Origin of the sequence: Novosphingobium sp. 17-62-19 (genome assembly GCF_002256775.1) — a bacterium.
Classification (GTDB): domain Bacteria; phylum Pseudomonadota; class Alphaproteobacteria; order Sphingomonadales; family Sphingomonadaceae; genus Novosphingobium.
The window spans coordinates 1-15,120 of record NZ_NCII01000108.1; the positions used below are offsets into that span (position 1 = coordinate 1).

The following is a 15,120-nucleotide window of genomic DNA, read 5'->3' on the forward strand; positions in this document are numbered from 1 at the left end:
TCCTCGTATTCAACCTCAGCCTCGGCCAGCGCGGTCTTTTCGACCGGCGACCACATCACCGGCTTGGCCCCGCGATAGAGCTGGCCGCTTTCCGCAAACTTCAGCAGTTCGCGCACGATGGTGCCCTCAGCCTGCGAATCCATCGTCAGGTAGGGGTTGTCCCAATCGCCATTGATGCCAAGGCGCTTCAGCTGCTCGCGCTGCACGTCGACCCACTTCTGGGCATAGGCGCGGCATTCGGCGCGGAATTCCTTCGGCGGAACCTCGTCCTTGTTCTTCTTTTTCTTGCGGTATTCTTCCTCGACCTTCCATTCGATGGGCAGGCCGTGGCAGTCCCAGCCGGGCACATAGGGCGCGTCCTTGCCCAGCAGCGTCTGGGTGCGGCAGACCATGTCTTTCAGGATATGGTTCAGCGCATGGCCGATGTGCATATCGCCATTGGCATAGGGCGGGCCGTCATGCAGGATGAACTTCTCACGGCCTTTGCGGCTCTCGCGGACCTTCTGATAAATCCCTTCATCCTGCCAGCGTTGCAGGATCACCGGCTCCTTCTGGGGCAGGCCAGCCTTCATCGGGAAATCGGTCTTCGGCAGGAAGACGGTCGGGCGGTAGTCGCGTTGCTCGGTCATGACCGGCGGGCACTAGAGCAAATGCGTGCGTTGGGGAAGTCTCTGGCGGAGGAATGCCCACCCCGCTGCAGAACCGTCACCCTGAACTAGTTTCAGGGTCCATTTGTCGTTCAGAGTGACAGTGTGATTGGCAAAATGGATGCTGAACCAAGTTCAGCATGACGAAACTGAGAATGCGAGTTGGTCAGTGGGCGATCAACCCAGCAACCGCCTCGCCTCATCGCAATCCAGCGCCATCTGCGCCACCAGCGCATCCAGTCCGTCAAACTTCGCCTCGGGCCGCAGGAAGTGGTGAAATGCCACCTCGATTTCCTGCCCGTAGAGATCGCCCGAAAAGTCGAAGAAATGCGGTTCAAGCAATTCCTTGGGCGGATCGAAGGTTGGCCGAATACCCAGATTCGCAGCGCCCTTCAAAACGCGCCCATCTGCCAGCCGCCCCGTTACCGCATAGATGCCATAGCGCGGGCGCAGGTACATGCCGATGTCGAGGTTGGCGGTGGGGAAGTTGATCGTGCGGCCCACCTTGTCGCCATGCTGCACCGTTCCGCGCATGGCGAAGGGGCGGGTCAGCAGGCGTGTGGCGGTTTCGCAATCGCCGGATATCAAAGCATCGCGGATGCGGCTGGACGAGACGACTTCGCCTTCCAGAGTCACCGGCCCCACGGCGCGCGCCGTCAGGCCGAAGCGGGGGCCATCTTCGCGCAGCACATCGGCATTGCCACTGCGGCCCTTGCCGAAGGTGAAGTCTTCACCCGTCACCACGCCGACAGCGCCTAGGTGGCCTACCAGCCCGGCCTCGATCCATTCGAGCGCAGTCATGCCAGCCACATCCGCGCCGAAGTGAATCACCAGCATCGCATCCGCCCCTGCCCCGGCGAAAAGCTCCTGCCGCTGATCGAGCGTGGTCAGCCGGAACGGCGCGGCATCGGGTTTGAAGTGGCGCACCGGATGCGGATCGAACGTGGCGATGATAGCCGGGCGGCCTTCGGCCCGCGCCCAGCGGATCGCTTCACCCACCACGGCCTGATGGCCCAGATGGAAGCCATCGAAATTGCCCAGCGCCACAATGCCACCGCGCATGGCTTCAGGCACGGGTTCAAGACTGCTCAGGCGGATCACCGGGCTTCACCCGTCCGGTATGCATGCGCTCCCATCACAAGGCGTATTTCGGTGCGGGCGGGCACGGCGTCAAGCCCGGTGCAGCGTGACAAACGTATGGGCCGGGCGCGCACCGTCGGCTGGATGCTCCTCGCGCGTCGTCTCGTGCCATTCCGGGCCGAGCGGCGGCATCACGGTATCGCCGTCAAAATCGCCATGAACTTCGGTCAATTCCACCCGTTCTGCCAGAGGCATGAACAGGCGGTAGACTTCCGCGCCGCCGACTACGGCAACCTCTCCCATGCCCGCCAAAGCAAGCGCGGCTTCGACCGATGTGACAACCTCCGCTCCATCGGCGCTCCACCCGGCATCGCGCGTCAGCACGATGTGGCGGCGGCCAGGGAGCAGGCCGGGCAGGCTTTCAAAGGTCTTGCGGCCCATGATCATCGGCTTGTTCATGGTAAGCGCCTTGAACCGCTTCAGGTCTGCCGGGAGCCGCCACGGCAAGGCGTTATCCTTGCCGATCACGCCATTGCTGGCGCGGGCGTAGATAAGAAACAGACCTTTGCGAGCCTCGCTCACAGCACAAGCCGCGTCACATGGCCCATCTTGCGTCCGGGCCGCACCGCCGCCTTGCCGTACAAGTGCAGGTGGTTGGCCGGGTCGGACAGGATCGCAGGCCAATCGTGGGCATCGTCGCCGATCAGGTTGTCCATAACCACGCCTTTGGCGGCGAGTTGGGTGGAGCCGAGCGGCAGTCCGCAGATCGCGCGGACGTGGTTCTCGAACTGGCTGGTGAGTGCGCCCTCGATGCTCCAGTGGCCGGAGTTGTGGACGCGCGGGGCCATTTCGTTGAATACGGGGCCATCTGCCGTGGCGAAAATCTCCAGCGTCAGCACGCCGACATAGTCGAGCGCATCGGCCACTTTGGCAGCGAGCGCGCGGGCTTCTTCGACCTGTGCCAGAATAACTGGCGCAGCGGGCACGCATGAGCGATCCAGAATACCGTTCTTGTGGGCGTTTTCGGCAGAGTCCCAGAAACGCACCTCACCGGCACTTGTGCGCACCAAAATGACCGAGAACTCCGCCTCAAAGGTCACGAAGCCTTCGTAGATCAGCGGCACATGCGGCAGATCAATCGCATCGGCATCAGCGGGCTGCATGATGCGCCATTGGCCCTTGCCGTCATAGCCATCGCGCCGCGTCTTGAGGATGCCGGGTGTGCCGATCTTCGCAACGGCAGCGCGCAGATCGTCCATCGAATCAACCTGCGCCCACGGCGCGGGCCTGCCGCCCAGCGCTTCGACGAAGGACTTCTCGTTCACCCGGTCCTGCGCCACTTCGAGCGCGCGGGCTGGCGGGTGCAGGCGGGCGTGAGGGGCAATCGCGCCAAGCGGCCCTGCGGCGACATTCTCGAACTCGTAGGTCACCACGGCGCACTGTTCAGCAAAGGCGCTCAGCGCGGCCTCATCATCAAACGTGCCCTGGGTGAAAGCAGCACAGACATCGGCGGCAATCGGATCAGCCTCGGGCGCATAGACGTGGCAGCGATAGCCCAGATTGGCCGCAGCCAGCGCGATCATCCGGCCCAGTTGGCCGCCGCCCAGAATGCCGATGGTCTCTCCGGGAGGAATCATCCGACCGGCATCTCCGCCACCGATTCGGTCTGCGCGGTGCGGAAGGCGATCAGCCGTTCGGCCAGTGCCTCGTCCGTGGTCGCAAGGATCGATGCGGCTAGAATGCCCGCATTGGTCGCGCCGGGAACGCCGATGGCCAGCGTCGCAACCGGAATACCACCGGGCATCTGCACAATGGAAAGCAGCGAATCCATGCCTTTCAGCGCCTTGGATTCTACCGGCACGCCCAGCACCGGCAGGTGCGTCATCGAAGCGACCATGCCCGGCAGATGCGCCGCGCCGCCTGCACCCGCGATCACCACCTTGAAGCCCTCAAGATGTGCGCCCTTGGCAAAGCTCACCAGCCGGTCGGGCGTACGATGGGCCGAAACGATGCGGCATTCGTGGGCTACGCCCAGCTTTTCCAGCACCGCGGAGGCGTTCTTCATCGTCTCCCAATCGGACTGGCTGCCCATGACAATGGCGACCAACGGCTTGTCAGACATCTCCCCTGCCCCCTTCAGGCTATCGGGCGCTTAGCGCTCCGAGAGGTAATAGCGTTCCACTTCGGCGAGATTATCGTCGAGTTCATAGATGATCGGCTGGCCGGTGGGGATTTCGAGGCCGGTAATATCCTCGTCCGAAATGCCCGAAAGGTGCTTTACCAGCGCACGCAAGCTGTTGCCGTGGGCCGAAACGATCACCGTTTCCCCGGCCCGCAGCGCAGGCGCGATCTTCTCTTCCCAGCATGGCAGGACGCGCGCGATGGTGTCCTTGAGGCTTTCGGTCGAAGGAACTGCGATCCCGGCATACCGTGGATCGGAAGCCAGATCGAATTCGCTGCCAGCTTCGAGCACCGGCGGCGGCACATCGAAGCTGCGGCGCCAGACTTTCACCTGATCCTCACCGTGCTTTGCCGCCGTCTCGGCCTTGTCGAGGCCGGTCAGCCCGCCATAGTGCCGCTCGTTCAGGCGCCAGTCCTTGTCTTCGGCAACCCACAGGCGGCCCATCGCCTCAAGCGCCAGATGCAGCGTCTTGATCGCGCGGGTCTGCAGCGAGGTGAAGGCGAGCGTTGGCAGCACGCCCTTGTCCTTCAACAGCTGGCCAGCGGCGAATGCTTCGGCAGCACCCTTTTCGGTCACGTCCACATCCCACCAGCCGGTGAAGCGGTTTTCGAGATTCCACTGCGACTGGCCGTGGCGAATCAGGATCAGGCGGGGCATCGGGGCATCCTGTGACTGATGAAACTGGGAAACGCGCCCCTAGCGTCAGGGGACCGGATTGGAAAGCCCGCTTGTCCGCGATTCGGGCGTTTCCTCCTCTTGCACTCCCATCGCGCGCGCCTGTGCCTTCCTGCGCTTCAGGTTCTCACGCAGGCGCGCAGCAAGACGGTCTTCGCGGGAAGTAGGGGGCTTGGTATCGGTCATCGCAGACCTGATTGCAGCGATAGCGCGTTTACTGCAAGGCCCGCCAGAACAGTTGCTTGACAAAGCCCCATGCCCCCGTCATTAGCGCGCCCCTGCCCACCCCGCTGGTTCGCCAGTGCAATTGGGCAGCCAAGCGGAAATGGTGTGCTGCTGTAGCTCAGTGGTAGAGCGCATCCTTGGTAAGGCTGAGGTCGGGAGTTCAATCCTCCCCAGCAGCACCATTTCCCCTCTCAAGGTCTGGTGTAATGCGCAATGACTTACCGGATCGCGCTTTCAAGCCCCGCTGTAAGCACCTAATATCGGGCCATGCTGTCCAGAGCTGAACTCTCTCCAGAAAGCCTTTCACGTGTGCTTGAACAAAGCACCGATTGCGTAAAGCTGATCAGCCCATCGGGCGAGCTATTGTGGATGAATCCCAATGGTTTGTGCGCAATGGAAATTGATGAGCCAGAACTGCTGAATGGAACGGAATGGGCCAACTTCTGGCCCGACGAATCGCGCGCGCAGATTCGCTCTGCCCTGTCCGATGCCGCAGCGGGGCGCGTTGCGCGTCTTGAAGCGTTTTGCCCGACCGCAAAGGGATCGCCGCGCTGGTGGGAAGTCAGCATTTCGGCCGTGAAGGCACCCGATGGTGCCCCCGCTGGCTACATCTCCATCTCACGCGATGTCAGCCAAATGCACGCTGATCGCGAGGCGTTGAGAGTCTTGCTGGCAGAAATGCGCCACCGGCTGAAGAACAGCTTTGCGATGGTCTGCGCCATGCTCCGCTCGCTCTCGCGCGCGGACGAGCACAACTCTGCTTTTGCCACGGAGATGGTCTCACGCATTTCAGCACTTGCCACGGCGCAGACCCTGTTCGACGGCGGAAGCGAAAAGGCCGACCTGGGAGAGCTGCTGGCTACGGTGATGTCGCCCTTTCGCGATGTCGACGGTCCAATCGTCAAACTGGATTGCGCAAAGGATCAGGACATTTCGCGGGGCATCGCCGATGCCATTTCGTTGGTGGTGGGCGAACTTGCCGTCAATTCAACGAAACACGGCGCTATCGGTCATGGCGGCTCGATTGCCTTGAAGGCAGCCCCACATCCCGATCTTGGCAACGGGCAACTTCTTATCGAATGGCGCGAAACATCGCGCCGCGCGATCACCACAACCTCGCGCGAGGGCGGACAGGGCCTTTCGCTGATTGAACGCATCTGCAAGGCTCGCGGGGGCCGGTTCGGCATTACATGGGGCGAAAGCGGGCTGGTCGCCACGCTGACGCTACCATTCCAGCAGAACTGATGCCGGAAGCAGTCAGGCCCGCAGATCTGCCCAATCCGGATGCCGCTTGAACGCCGCGTCAATATAGCTGCACTGCGGAACGATTTTGAATCCATACATGCGGGCATCGGCAATCAGCGCCTTGACCAGTTCACCCGCCACGCCGCGCCCGCCGATTTCGGTCGGCACCAACGTGTGGTCGGCCACCACCACGTCGCCCTTACGCTGATAGGTCAGCCGCCCGATCGCGTCGCTGCCGTCCACTTTCGCGTGATATTCGCCTCGCGCTCCCTGATCGAGATGGGTGATGGTGATATCCGACATGCTTTGTTCCTCGGGCTTTTGTGACTGCTTGACCGGAAACGCGCAGCATCACATGGCGGTTTCCGATGAAATTTTTCTCTGACAACGCCGCCGCTGTCCACCCCCGCGTCTGGGAAGCGATGCATGCCGCCGATGCGCCCGATTCGGGCTATGACGGCGATGCATTGTCCCGCCGCATGGACGATGCCTTTTCCGATCTGTTCGGCACTGAATGCGCCGCGCTGTGGGTTGCCACCGGCACGGCTGCCAATTGCCTTGCGCTGGCCGCAATGGTCCCGCCCCACGGCGGCGTTGTGTGCCACCGCGAGGCGCATATCGAGATGGACGAGGGCGGCGCGCCCGGCTTCTATACCCACGGCGCTAAGCTCATGCTGGCCGATGGCGAAGGCGCGAAGCTGACGCCGCAGGCCATCGAGCGCGTTATCGAGCCGATCCGCAACGACGTGCATCAGGTCCAGCCCCACGCCATTTCGATCACACAGGCCACCGAGTACGGTCGCGCCTATACGCCCGATGAAGTGGCCCGCATCGGCTCGCTGGCGCAGGGGCGCGGGCTGGGCCTCCACATGGACGGCGCGCGCTTTGCCAATGCCGTGGCCCATCTTGGGTGCCATCCAGCCGAAGTGACCGCGCAAGCGGGCGTCGATGTGCTGACCTTCGGCTGCGTAAAGAATGGCGGAATGAACGCCGAGGCGCTGGTGTTCTTCGACATGGAACTGGCCGACGTGGTCCGCTATCGCCGCAAGCGCGCCGGGCATCTGCAATCCAAGGGCCGCTATCTGGCCGCGCAAGTGCTGGCGATGATCGAAGGCGATCTGTGGCTGGACAATGCCCGCGCAGCCAATGCCGCCGCACAGGAAATCGCCGGGATATGCAGTGACCGCCTCTTCCACCCGGTTGAGGCCAACGAACTGTTCATGATCCTTTCCCCGGCTGAACAATCCACGCTTCGCGCGCAAGGCTTCGACTTTTACGATTGGGCTGCCCCCGCAGGCGCGCCCGGCGCAGCGCGGCTCGTCACCGCCTGGAACAGCGATCCTGCGCACGTTGCCGCGCTCGCCAGCGCGATTGCCGCGCTGTGACCGAACCCGAACTCCCGGGTCAGGCCCGGTTCTGGCAATTGAGCGTCGCGGGGCCATTCCTGTTGGTCGCACTGATCTGGGGTTCAACGTGGTTGGTCATCAAGGACCAGATCGGCAGCGTTCCGCCCAGTTGGTCGGTCACCTGGCGATTCATCGTTGCCGCAATTGGCATGGGCGGGCTGGCGCTGTTCAGGCGCGAATCGTTGCGCATCTCGGCCACCGGTTTGAAAGTGGCCGCATTGCTTGGCCTGTTGCAGTTCGTGATGAACTTTCAGTTCGTCTATCGCGCTGAAACGCATCTGACGTCGGGCATCGTCGCAGTGTTTTTTGCGCTGTTGGTGGTGCCCAATGCCCTGCTCGCATGGATCGTGTTGAAACAGCCGGTCACGCGGGGCTTCATCGGCGGATCGGCCGTTGCGGGCGCAGGCATCGCGCTATTGCTGCTGCACGAATACCGCATGGCCCCGCCCGAAGGCCAGGTGCTCACCGGCATCGCACTCACCGCCGCTGGCCTGTTCAGCGCATCGTGTGCCAACGTTCTGCAAGCCACCAAGGTCTCGCGCAGCGTGCCGATGATCCCGATGCTGGCATGGGCGATGCTGATAGGCGCGATGATCGACGGCGCTTTTGCATGGGCCGTCGAAGGCCCGCCGCAGTTCGACATGCGTCCCAGCTATGTGCTGGGCGTGCTCTACCTGAGCATTGTCGGCTCGGTGATCACCTTCCCGCTCTATTTCCGGCTGATCCAGCGCCTTGGAGCAGGCCGCGGTGCTTATAACGGGGTGCTGGTGCCGGTCATTGCCATGCTGCTGTCGACACTCTTCGAGGGCTACCGCTGGTCGGCGCTGGCCATGGCCGGATCGGCGCTCGCCATGCTCGGCCTCGTGCTGGCGCTCAAGGCGCGCAACCCTTCGCGATAGGTCGGGAAGGCGGGCTTCCACCCCAGCAACCGCTTGGCCTTGCCATTGGCCACGCGGCGGTTCTCGGCATAGAAGCCCAGCGCCATCGGTGACAGATTTGCTTCCTCCAGCGATTGCATCGGCGGCGGGGCAACCCCCAGCAGCCGCGCGGCCTCGTCGATCACGTCGTTCTGGCTGCAGGGCAGGTCATCGGCGAGGTTGTAGACCCCGGCTGGCCCATCGAACCCGGCAATCACCCCGCTGGCAATATCCTCCACGTGCACCCGGCTGAACACCTGATCGGGAATGGCGATCCGGTGCGCCTTGCCTTCTGCCACCCGGTCCAGCGCGCTGCGCCCCGGCCCGTAGATCCCAGGCAGGCGGAACACGCGCGTTCTGGACGACATCGCGTGCCAGACCATGTCCGCCTGCGTGCGGGCAGATCGGCGCCCACGGCCAATTGGCGCGGTCTCGTCAACCCACGCCCCGCGCGCATCGCCATAGACGCCGGTCGAGGACAAGTACCCGATCCACTCCAGCCACTCTTCCTTGATGTTGGCACCATAGGCCTCCAGCACCGGATCACTGCCATCGCGCGCGGGCGGCACCGAGGACAGGACGTGCGTGGCCGAGGACAGCGCGGCTTCCACTGCCGCGCGGTCGGAAAAGGCAATGTCCCCCGCACTACCCGTGCCGCGCACTGTCCAGCCAAGCGCCCGCAACCGCTGCGCCAGCACTTGCGACGTATACCCCATTCCGAAGATCAGCATATTTCCCATGGAATGCACGATAACCGCGATTGCCGCATTGCGCACCAGTTCCTAAGTCAGTGCCATGAACGATCTCTCCGGCTCGCCCGTCATCGCCCCTGTTGTCATCAACCGTGCGGATTATCGCCCGCCCGAATGGCTGGTGCCGGAAATCGCGCTCGATTTTGCGCTTTCACTCGATGCCACGCGCGTGCTGGCCACGCTCAAGGTTGCAAAGAACCCGGCGGGGTCGGGCACGGCACTGCTCCGCCTGAATGGCGATTCGATCGAGGCCAAGGCCGTCACGGTCGATGGCCATGTGCACAACGATTGGCACATGGACGGCACCGACCTCGTCATCACCCTTCCCGGCGATGCGCACGATGTCGGCATCGAAACGCTGATCAATCCCGCTGCCAACACGCAGCTCTCCGGGCTCTACGCCTCGAACGGCCTGCTCTGCACGCAGTGCGAGGCCGAGGGTTTCCGCCGCATCACCTTCTTCCCCGACCGGCCCGATGTGCTCTCGGTCTATTCGGTGCGGATGAGCGGGGACAAGGCGCAGTTCCCGGTGCTGCTGTCCAACGGGAACCCCACCGCTTCGGGCGATAACCCGGATGGCACGCATTGGGCCGAGTGGCACGATCCATGGCCCAAGCCTTCGTACCTGTTCGCACTGGTGGCGGGCGAACTGGTGGCCAACCGTGACAGCTTTACCACCATGTCTGGCCGCAAGGTGAACCTTGCGATTCTCGTCCGCCCCGGCGACGAGAGCCGCACAGACCATGCCATGCGGTCGCTCATCGCCTCGATGAAGTGGGACGAGCAGGTCTATGGCCGCGAATACGATCTCGATGATTTCAACATCGTGGCCGTCAGCGATTTCAACGCAGGCGCGATGGAGAACAAGGGCCTCAACGTCTTCAACACGCGCTATATTCTTGCCGACCCGGAAACCGCCACCGATGGCGATTACGACGCGATCGAAGGCGTGGTCGCGCACGAATACTTCCACAACTGGTCGGGCAACCGCGTCACCTGCCGCGACTGGTTCCAGCTGAGCCTCAAGGAAGGCTTCACCGTGCTGCGCGACCAGCAGTTCAGCGCGGATCGCAGTTCCGCCCCGGTCAAGCGGATCGAGGATGTGCGCATCCTGCGCGCGGCGCAGTTCCCCGAGGATTCCGGCCCGCTCGCCCACCCGATCCGTCCCGATTCCTATCAGGAAATCAGCAACTTCTATACCGCGACGGTCTATAACAAGGGCGCCGAAGTTATTCGCATGATGACCGTGCTGGCGGGCATGGAGCGCTTCCTCAAAGGCACTACGCTCTATTTCGACCGGCATGACGGCGAGGCGGCCACGTGCGAGGATTTCGTGCGTGCGATCGAGGATGGTGCGGGGCTGGACCTTGCGCAGTTCCGCCGCTGGTACGAACAGGCAGGCACGCCCAAGGTCACTGTCACGATGGCGCTGGAGGGCACCTCGCTCTCGCTCACCCTGTCGCAGACCATGGCTCCCACGCCCGGCCAGCCGATCAAGCAGCCGATGGTGATCCCGCTGCGCACCGCCCTGTTCGACCGCACCACCGGCACGCATCGCGGCGAGGAACTGCTGGTTCTGACGCAGGCCGAGCAGACCTTTACGTTCGAAGGCTTCGACGCGCTCCCCGTTCTGTCGATCAACCGCGGCTTTTCCGCCCCGGTCGAGGTGGTCGCCCCGGTCACCACCGATGATCTGGTCTTCCTCGCCCGGCACGATGATGATCCCTTCGCCCGTTATGAGGCCATGCAGCAGCTGATCGTGCGCTATCTGGTAGGCGCTGTCGCTGGCACGCTGGAGAACCGTGAAGCCTCACGCGATGCTATCGGCGCAGCAATGGGCGCGATCCTTGATGATGCCGCGCTCGATGATCTGATGCGCGGCGAACTGCTGATCCTGCCGGGAGAAGCCTACCTTGCCGAACAGCTCACCTGCGCCGATCCCACGCGCATCTTTGCCGAACGCGAAGGGCTGAAGCGCTGGCTGGGCGAAACGCTTTTGGCCAAGTGGCTCTCCCTGCATGACCGTTGCTCCGCCGTCCCCTACAGCCTCGATGCAGCCGCACGCGGCGCGCGCAAGTGCAAGACGCAAGCGCTGGTCTATCTCGCCGCTACCGATCCCGCCGAGGCCGCAGCCCGCGCCAAGGCGCAATATGATGCCGCCACCAACATGACCGACCGGCAGGGCGCGCTGATGGTGCTGTGCAGCCTCGATTGCCCCGAACGTGAATCCGCGCTGGCCGATTTCCACGCGCGGTTCGAAGGCAACATGCTGGTGATCGACAAGTGGTTCTCGTTGCAGGCAGGTTCGCTCAATCCCAAGGTAACCGAACACGTCAAGGCGCTCAGCCAGCATGCCGATTTCACCATGACCAACCCCAACCGCGTGCGCGCGCTGTGGATGGCCTACGCGGCGAATGCGCAAGGCTTCCATCGCGAAGGCGGCGAAGGCTACCGCCTGATCGCGGACCTGATCCTGAAACTGGACCCGATCAACGGCAATGTCGCCGCGCGTTTCGTGCCGCCCTTGGGCCGCTGGAAGAAGGTCGACGAAGCCCGCGCGGCGCTGATGCGCGCGGAACTGGAGCGCATTGCCGCTGCGCCGTCACTGTCGCGCGATGTGCGCGAGCAGGTGACCAAGAGCCTCGAAGCGTAATGGTCGAAACGCTGACTCACCCCCTGCTGACAGGCGCGGCGCACGGCTTTCTCGGTCGTCGCGGCGGGGTCAGCACAGGTGAACTTGCGGGCCTCAATGTCAGCTATAGCGAGGACGACCCTACGCTCACCGCTGAAAACCGCCGCCGGGCGGTGGAGGCGGTGCTACCCGGCGGGACCATGCAGACCTGCTACCAGATCCATTCGGCCGATGTGGTGACTGTCACCGAACCATGGGCCGATGTCGACCGCCCCAAAGCCGATGCACTGGTGACCAAACGCCCCGGCCTCGTCCTTGGCGTGCTGACCGCAGACTGCGCCCCGGTGCTGTTCTACGACTCCGCGGCCAGCGTGATTGGAGCCGCCCACGCAGGTTGGAAAGGCGCGTACACCGGCGTGACCGATGCGACCATTGCAGCGATGGAAGCGTTAGGCGCAACCCGCGCCAACATCGCCGCCGTCGTCGGCCCCTGCATCGCCCAGAAAAGCTACGAAGTGGACGCCGCATTCGAAGCCCGCTTTCTTGAGCAAGCCCCTGAAAACGAACGCTTCTTCCGCACGGGCCGCGAAGGCCACGCATGGTTCGATCTCGAAGGTTACGTCGCCTCGCGCCTGCGCGACGCGGGCCTGACCAAAGTAGGGATGCTGGGCGAGGACACCTACGCGCAGGAAGACCGCTTCTATTCCTTCCGCCGAGCCACCCACCGCGCTGAGGCCGGCTATGGCCGTCAGATCTCGCTGATCGGCCTTCCCGCCTGAGCGCGATGGACCTACCGATCCTCTACAGCTTCCGTCGTTGCCCCTACGCCATGCGCGCGCGGCTGGCGCTGGCGGTGAGCGGCACACCAGTGGAACTACGCGAGGTGAAGCTTTCTGCCAAACCTGCCGAAATGCTCGTCGCCTCCCCCAAGGGCACGGTCCCCGTCCTCGTGCTGCCCGATGGAATGGTGATCGACGAAAGCCTCGACGTGATGCGCTGGGCACTTGCCCTGAACGACCCCGAGCACTGGCTGAAACGCACAGACGAGGCGCTGATCGCCCGCAACGATGGTCCGTTCAAGCATGACTTGGACCGCTACAAATACCCTGAACGGCACGGCAGCGATGCGCTGTTCCATCGGGCGTCTGGCCTAGTTTTCCTCGGCGAGCTCGACACCCGCCTCGCCACCAACGGCCAGCTCTGCGACGCCGTGCCTGGACTGACCGACATGGCGATCATGCCTTTCGTCCGTCAGTTCGCCGCTGTCGATCCCGCATGGTTCGATGAACAGGCTTTGCCGCACCTCAAGCACTGGCTCACCGCGCACTTGGGATCGCCGCTTTTCGCTTTGGTGATGCCAAAGTTCGCGCCTTGGAAGCCCGGAAACCCGCCGGTCCTCTTTCCAGCCTGAACTCACTTCGCCTCAAAACGGGGGCAATTTGGCTGCACAATCCAACCGGCGTCCTGCTACATTCACCTGACAGAAAGATATGTCGCAGCAGGTCTGCAATCGAATTTCTCAGGAGAACATCCGTGAACACGATTTCCAGAACCGCAGGGCTCGCACTCCTGCTCAGCACAGCGGCGCTTACCCATTCCGTCAGCGCGTTGGCGCAGGAAGCATCGCAAGATCCGAACATCATTGTTGAGGGCGAGGCCCTTCCCGAGATGGCCGAGATGGTCAAAGGCCCCGAAATCAAGGGGATCATTACCGCCCGCAAGGGCGACAAGATGAAGGTCACCGCCGAAGACGGCACCAGTTCGGTAATTTTCCTGAACGATGCCACCACCGTCAAAGCCAGCACCGGTCTGTTCGGCAGCAAGAAGCTGGGCATGACGAACCTGCTCAACGGCTTGCCGGTGACGGTCAAGACCATGCAATCGGGCACCAATCTGCTGGCCACGCAGATCACTTTCAAGAACGGCGATTTCAAGACCGCCAACATGATCCGCAATGGCACCGCACAGGGCTTTGCCGAACAGACGGCTGCCACCGAAGGCTTGCGCAGCCGCATGGGCGACATCGACAACTACAACGTGAAGGCCACCACCAACGTCTATTTCGACACCGGCAAGGCCCAGCTTTCGCCGCAGGCCCGGTCCGAACTGTGCCAGGCAGCTTCCAGCGCCGAAGCGATGGACAATGCCCTGCTGCTGGTCGTGGGCTATACCGACTCAGATGGCCCAGAAGAATACAATCAGACTCTCAGCGAAAAGCGCGCCGCCAGCGTGATCAACTACCTGCAACAGCAGTGCCGCTGGAAGCCGTACCGGATGCTGACGCCCACCGGCATGGCCGAATCCGATCCGGCAGCAGATAACTATACGCCGGAAGGCAAAGCACAGAACCGCCGCGTTGCGGTAAACGTGTTGGTCAGCAAGGCCATCGACGGCTTCTGATGATGCAAGGGACGAGCAGCGGCTCGTCCCGATTTACAGCAGGCCGAGCGCAATCAGCCGTGCTTCCAGCGTCTCTGGATCGCGCACAAAATGATGTACCTGCCACCCAAGCGCCTTTGCGCTGGCAATGTTGGCGGCATTGTCATCAATGAACAGCATGGTTTCCGGCGCGCGATCGAACCGTCGCGCGGCAAGGTCAAAGATCGCCGCATCGGGCTTAACCAGCCGCTCCACGCCTGAAATCACGATGTCGCGCATGTGATCGAGAACCGGGAAAGTTGGCCGGAACAATTCCCACGCATCGACACCGAAATTGGTGATCGCGTATTGCGGCACGCCGCGCGCAGCGAGGCGCTTTATCAGTTCATGCGTGCCGGGCACCGGGCCGGGCAGGCTATCGAGCCATTGGCTGGCATAGAGCGCGATTCGCTCTGCATGTTGCGGAAATTCGGCCGAGCGTTCTGCCACCATCTGCGCAAAGGGCACGCCCGTATCGTGCTGCCAATGCCAATCCTCGGTCACCACTTCGGCAACGAAGCGGGCACGCTCTTCTGCATCGGGAATCGATTCGCGATAGATCCGCGCCAGATCGAACTCGACCAGAACGCGGCCAATGTCCCAGACGACCGCTTTAACCGTCATGCGCGCCCCACAATCGCAGATCCCACAAACGACAGCGCCCCCGCGTTTCGGCGGGGGCAACGCGCCTTATGAAAAGGCCTGCCGGTTTCCGATGCAGCCCCGCCGTCGCGAGACTGCACCGAAACTTGTTCGATCAGCCCTGACGCGCCTTGAAGCGCTTCTGGGTCTTGTTGATCACATAGACACGGCCACGGCGACGAATCACGCGGTTATCGCGATGGCGGTCCTTGAGCGACTTCAGGCTGTTGCGAATCTTCATGTCGAATCCCTTTGCCCGAAGCTGACCGGGCTGAAAACTGAAGCGTGGCCGTTAAAGA

Annotated in this window: 18 protein-coding genes and 1 tRNA gene; 8 read left to right on the plus strand and 11 right to left on the minus strand. The window is 62.9% G+C overall.

Features of this window, described 5'->3' with window-relative positions; genetic code table 11:
- The 7 genes from B7X90_RS16395 to B7X90_RS16425 all read right to left on the minus strand — a co-directional run.
- Window positions 1–629 (minus strand): class I tRNA ligase family protein (locus tag B7X90_RS16395; protein ID WP_292626216.1); only part of this gene is annotated, 629 nt, incomplete at its 3' end.
- A gap of 195 nt (window positions 630–824) precedes the next feature.
- On the minus strand, window positions 825–1,748 hold the full coding sequence (locus B7X90_RS16400; RefSeq protein WP_292626219.1) for a bifunctional riboflavin kinase/FAD synthetase: 924 nt from the start codon (window positions 1,746–1,748) through the stop codon (window positions 825–827).
- Window positions 1,749–1,817: 69 nt separating this feature from the next.
- Window positions 1,818–2,309, minus strand: coding sequence for a dihydrofolate reductase (locus tag B7X90_RS16405; protein WP_292626222.1), 492 nt, complete (start codon window positions 2,307–2,309; stop codon window positions 1,818–1,820).
- Window positions 2,306–3,364 carry a 5-(carboxyamino)imidazole ribonucleotide synthase gene (locus B7X90_RS16410; protein ID WP_292626224.1) on the minus strand — a complete coding sequence of 353 codons (1,059 nt, stop codon included), beginning with the start codon at window positions 3,362–3,364 and terminating at the stop codon, window positions 2,306–2,308. Before B7X90_RS16410 ends, B7X90_RS16405 begins: the two co-directional genes overlap by 4 nt.
- Window positions 3,361–3,849, minus strand: a complete 489-nt coding sequence (purE, locus tag B7X90_RS16415) for a 5-(carboxyamino)imidazole ribonucleotide mutase (RefSeq protein ID WP_292626225.1) — start codon at window positions 3,847–3,849, stop codon at window positions 3,361–3,363. The genes B7X90_RS16410 and purE overlap by 4 nt, the downstream gene beginning before the upstream one ends.
- 30 nt (window positions 3,850–3,879) lie before the next feature.
- Window positions 3,880–4,566, minus strand: a complete 687-nt coding sequence (gpmA, locus tag B7X90_RS16420) for a 2,3-diphosphoglycerate-dependent phosphoglycerate mutase (protein ID WP_292626226.1) — start codon at window positions 4,564–4,566, stop codon at window positions 3,880–3,882.
- Between the two features lie 45 nt (window positions 4,567–4,611).
- On the minus strand, window positions 4,612–4,770 hold the full coding sequence (locus B7X90_RS16425) for a hypothetical protein (protein ID WP_292626229.1): 159 nt from the start codon (window positions 4,768–4,770) through the stop codon (window positions 4,612–4,614).
- Between the two features lie 146 nt (window positions 4,771–4,916).
- Here B7X90_RS16425 and B7X90_RS16430 point away from each other — a divergent pair.
- A tRNA-Thr gene (locus B7X90_RS16430) sits at window positions 4,917–4,991 on the plus strand.
- An 85-nt stretch (window positions 4,992–5,076) separates the two neighbouring features.
- Window positions 5,077–6,054 carry a PAS domain-containing protein gene (locus tag B7X90_RS16435; RefSeq protein WP_292626230.1) on the plus strand — a complete coding sequence of 326 codons (978 nt, stop codon included), beginning with the start codon at window positions 5,077–5,079 and terminating at the stop codon, window positions 6,052–6,054.
- A 12-nt stretch (window positions 6,055–6,066) separates the two neighbouring features.
- On the opposite strand, the gene B7X90_RS16440 is transcribed toward B7X90_RS16435, so the two are convergent.
- On the minus strand, window positions 6,067–6,357 hold the full coding sequence (locus B7X90_RS16440) for a GNAT family N-acetyltransferase (protein WP_292626234.1): 291 nt from the start codon (window positions 6,355–6,357) through the stop codon (window positions 6,067–6,069).
- Window positions 6,358–6,422: 65 nt separating this feature from the next.
- Between B7X90_RS16440 and B7X90_RS16445 the strand changes: the two genes are divergently transcribed.
- Together B7X90_RS16445 and B7X90_RS16450 are read left to right on the plus strand one after the other, a co-directional pair.
- A complete protein-coding gene (locus B7X90_RS16445; protein ID WP_292626236.1) occupies window positions 6,423–7,439 on the plus strand; it encodes a beta-eliminating lyase-related protein in 1,017 nt (338 codons plus the stop codon).
- A complete protein-coding gene (locus B7X90_RS16450; protein WP_292626237.1) occupies window positions 7,436–8,359 on the plus strand; it encodes an EamA family transporter in 924 nt (307 codons plus the stop codon). Before B7X90_RS16445 ends, B7X90_RS16450 begins: the two co-directional genes overlap by 4 nt.
- On the opposite strand, the gene B7X90_RS16455 is transcribed toward B7X90_RS16450, so the two are convergent.
- Complete coding sequence (locus B7X90_RS16455; protein WP_292626240.1) at window positions 8,269–9,117, minus strand: SDR family NAD(P)-dependent oxidoreductase; 849 nt, start codon at window positions 9,115–9,117, stop codon at window positions 8,269–8,271. The genes B7X90_RS16450 and B7X90_RS16455 overlap by 91 nt on opposite strands.
- A 55-nt stretch (window positions 9,118–9,172) precedes the next feature.
- On the opposite strand from B7X90_RS16455, the gene pepN reads away from it, so the two are divergent.
- The 4 genes from pepN (at window position 9,173) to B7X90_RS16475 (ending at window position 14,161) form a co-directional block, all read left to right on the plus strand.
- Window positions 9,173–11,782, plus strand: a complete 2,610-nt coding sequence (gene pepN / locus B7X90_RS16460; RefSeq protein ID WP_292626242.1) for an aminopeptidase N — start codon at window positions 9,173–9,175, stop codon at window positions 11,780–11,782.
- Window positions 11,782–12,540, plus strand: a complete 759-nt coding sequence (gene pgeF / locus B7X90_RS16465) for a peptidoglycan editing factor PgeF (protein WP_292626243.1) — start codon at window positions 11,782–11,784, stop codon at window positions 12,538–12,540. Before pepN ends, pgeF begins: the two co-directional genes overlap by 1 nt.
- Before the next feature lie 5 nt (window positions 12,541–12,545).
- Window positions 12,546–13,172: a glutathione S-transferase gene (locus B7X90_RS16470; RefSeq protein ID WP_292626246.1), complete on the plus strand. Its 627-nt coding sequence runs from the start codon at window positions 12,546–12,548 to the stop codon at window positions 13,170–13,172.
- A gap of 122 nt (window positions 13,173–13,294) precedes the next feature.
- Window positions 13,295–14,161 carry an OmpA family protein gene (locus tag B7X90_RS16475; RefSeq protein WP_292626248.1) on the plus strand — a complete coding sequence of 289 codons (867 nt, stop codon included), beginning with the start codon at window positions 13,295–13,297 and terminating at the stop codon, window positions 14,159–14,161.
- Between the two features lie 33 nt (window positions 14,162–14,194).
- On the opposite strand, the gene B7X90_RS16480 is transcribed toward B7X90_RS16475, so the two are convergent.
- Window positions 14,195–14,803, minus strand: coding sequence for an HAD-IA family hydrolase (locus B7X90_RS16480; RefSeq protein WP_292626250.1), 609 nt, complete (start codon window positions 14,801–14,803; stop codon window positions 14,195–14,197).
- A gap of 133 nt (window positions 14,804–14,936) precedes the next feature.
- Window positions 14,937–15,062 (minus strand): type B 50S ribosomal protein L36, encoded by a 126-nt coding sequence (ykgO, locus tag B7X90_RS16485; RefSeq protein ID WP_011446910.1) that lies wholly within the window; start codon window positions 15,060–15,062, stop codon window positions 14,937–14,939.
- Between the last annotated feature and the right edge of the window lie 58 nt (window positions 15,063–15,120).

Bases quoted from the DNA above. Each gene is read 5' to 3' on its own strand.
- B7X90_RS16410 (WP_292626224.1), bottom strand. From the start codon at position 3,364: ATGATTCCTCCCGGAGAGACCATCGGCATTCTGGGCGGCGGCCAACTG.
- purE (WP_292626225.1), bottom strand. From the start codon at position 3,849: ATGTCTGACAAGCCGTTGGTCGCCATTGTCATGGGCAGCCAGTCCGAT.
- gpmA (WP_292626226.1), bottom strand. From the start codon at position 4,566: ATGCCCCGCCTGATCCTGATTCGCCACGGCCAGTCGCAGTGGAATCTC.
- B7X90_RS16425 (WP_292626229.1), bottom strand. From the start codon at position 4,770: ATGACCGATACCAAGCCCCCTACTTCCCGCGAAGACCGTCTTGCTGCG.
- B7X90_RS16435 (WP_292626230.1), top strand. From the start codon at position 5,077: ATGCTGTCCAGAGCTGAACTCTCTCCAGAAAGCCTTTCACGTGTGCTT.
- B7X90_RS16440 (WP_292626234.1), bottom strand. From the start codon at position 6,357: ATGTCGGATATCACCATCACCCATCTCGATCAGGGAGCGCGAGGCGAA.
- B7X90_RS16445 (WP_292626236.1), top strand. From the start codon at position 6,423: ATGAAATTTTTCTCTGACAACGCCGCCGCTGTCCACCCCCGCGTCTGG.
- B7X90_RS16455 (WP_292626240.1), bottom strand. From the start codon at position 9,117: ATGGGAAATATGCTGATCTTCGGAATGGGGTATACGTCGCAAGTGCTG.
- pepN (WP_292626242.1), top strand. From the start codon at position 9,173: ATGAACGATCTCTCCGGCTCGCCCGTCATCGCCCCTGTTGTCATCAAC.
- pgeF (WP_292626243.1), top strand. From the start codon at position 11,782: ATGGTCGAAACGCTGACTCACCCCCTGCTGACAGGCGCGGCGCACGGC.
- B7X90_RS16470 (WP_292626246.1), top strand. From the start codon at position 12,546: ATGGACCTACCGATCCTCTACAGCTTCCGTCGTTGCCCCTACGCCATG.
- B7X90_RS16480 (WP_292626250.1), bottom strand. From the start codon at position 14,803: ATGACGGTTAAAGCGGTCGTCTGGGACATTGGCCGCGTTCTGGTCGAG.
- ykgO (WP_011446910.1), bottom strand. From the start codon at position 15,062: ATGAAGATTCGCAACAGCCTGAAGTCGCTCAAGGACCGCCATCGCGAT.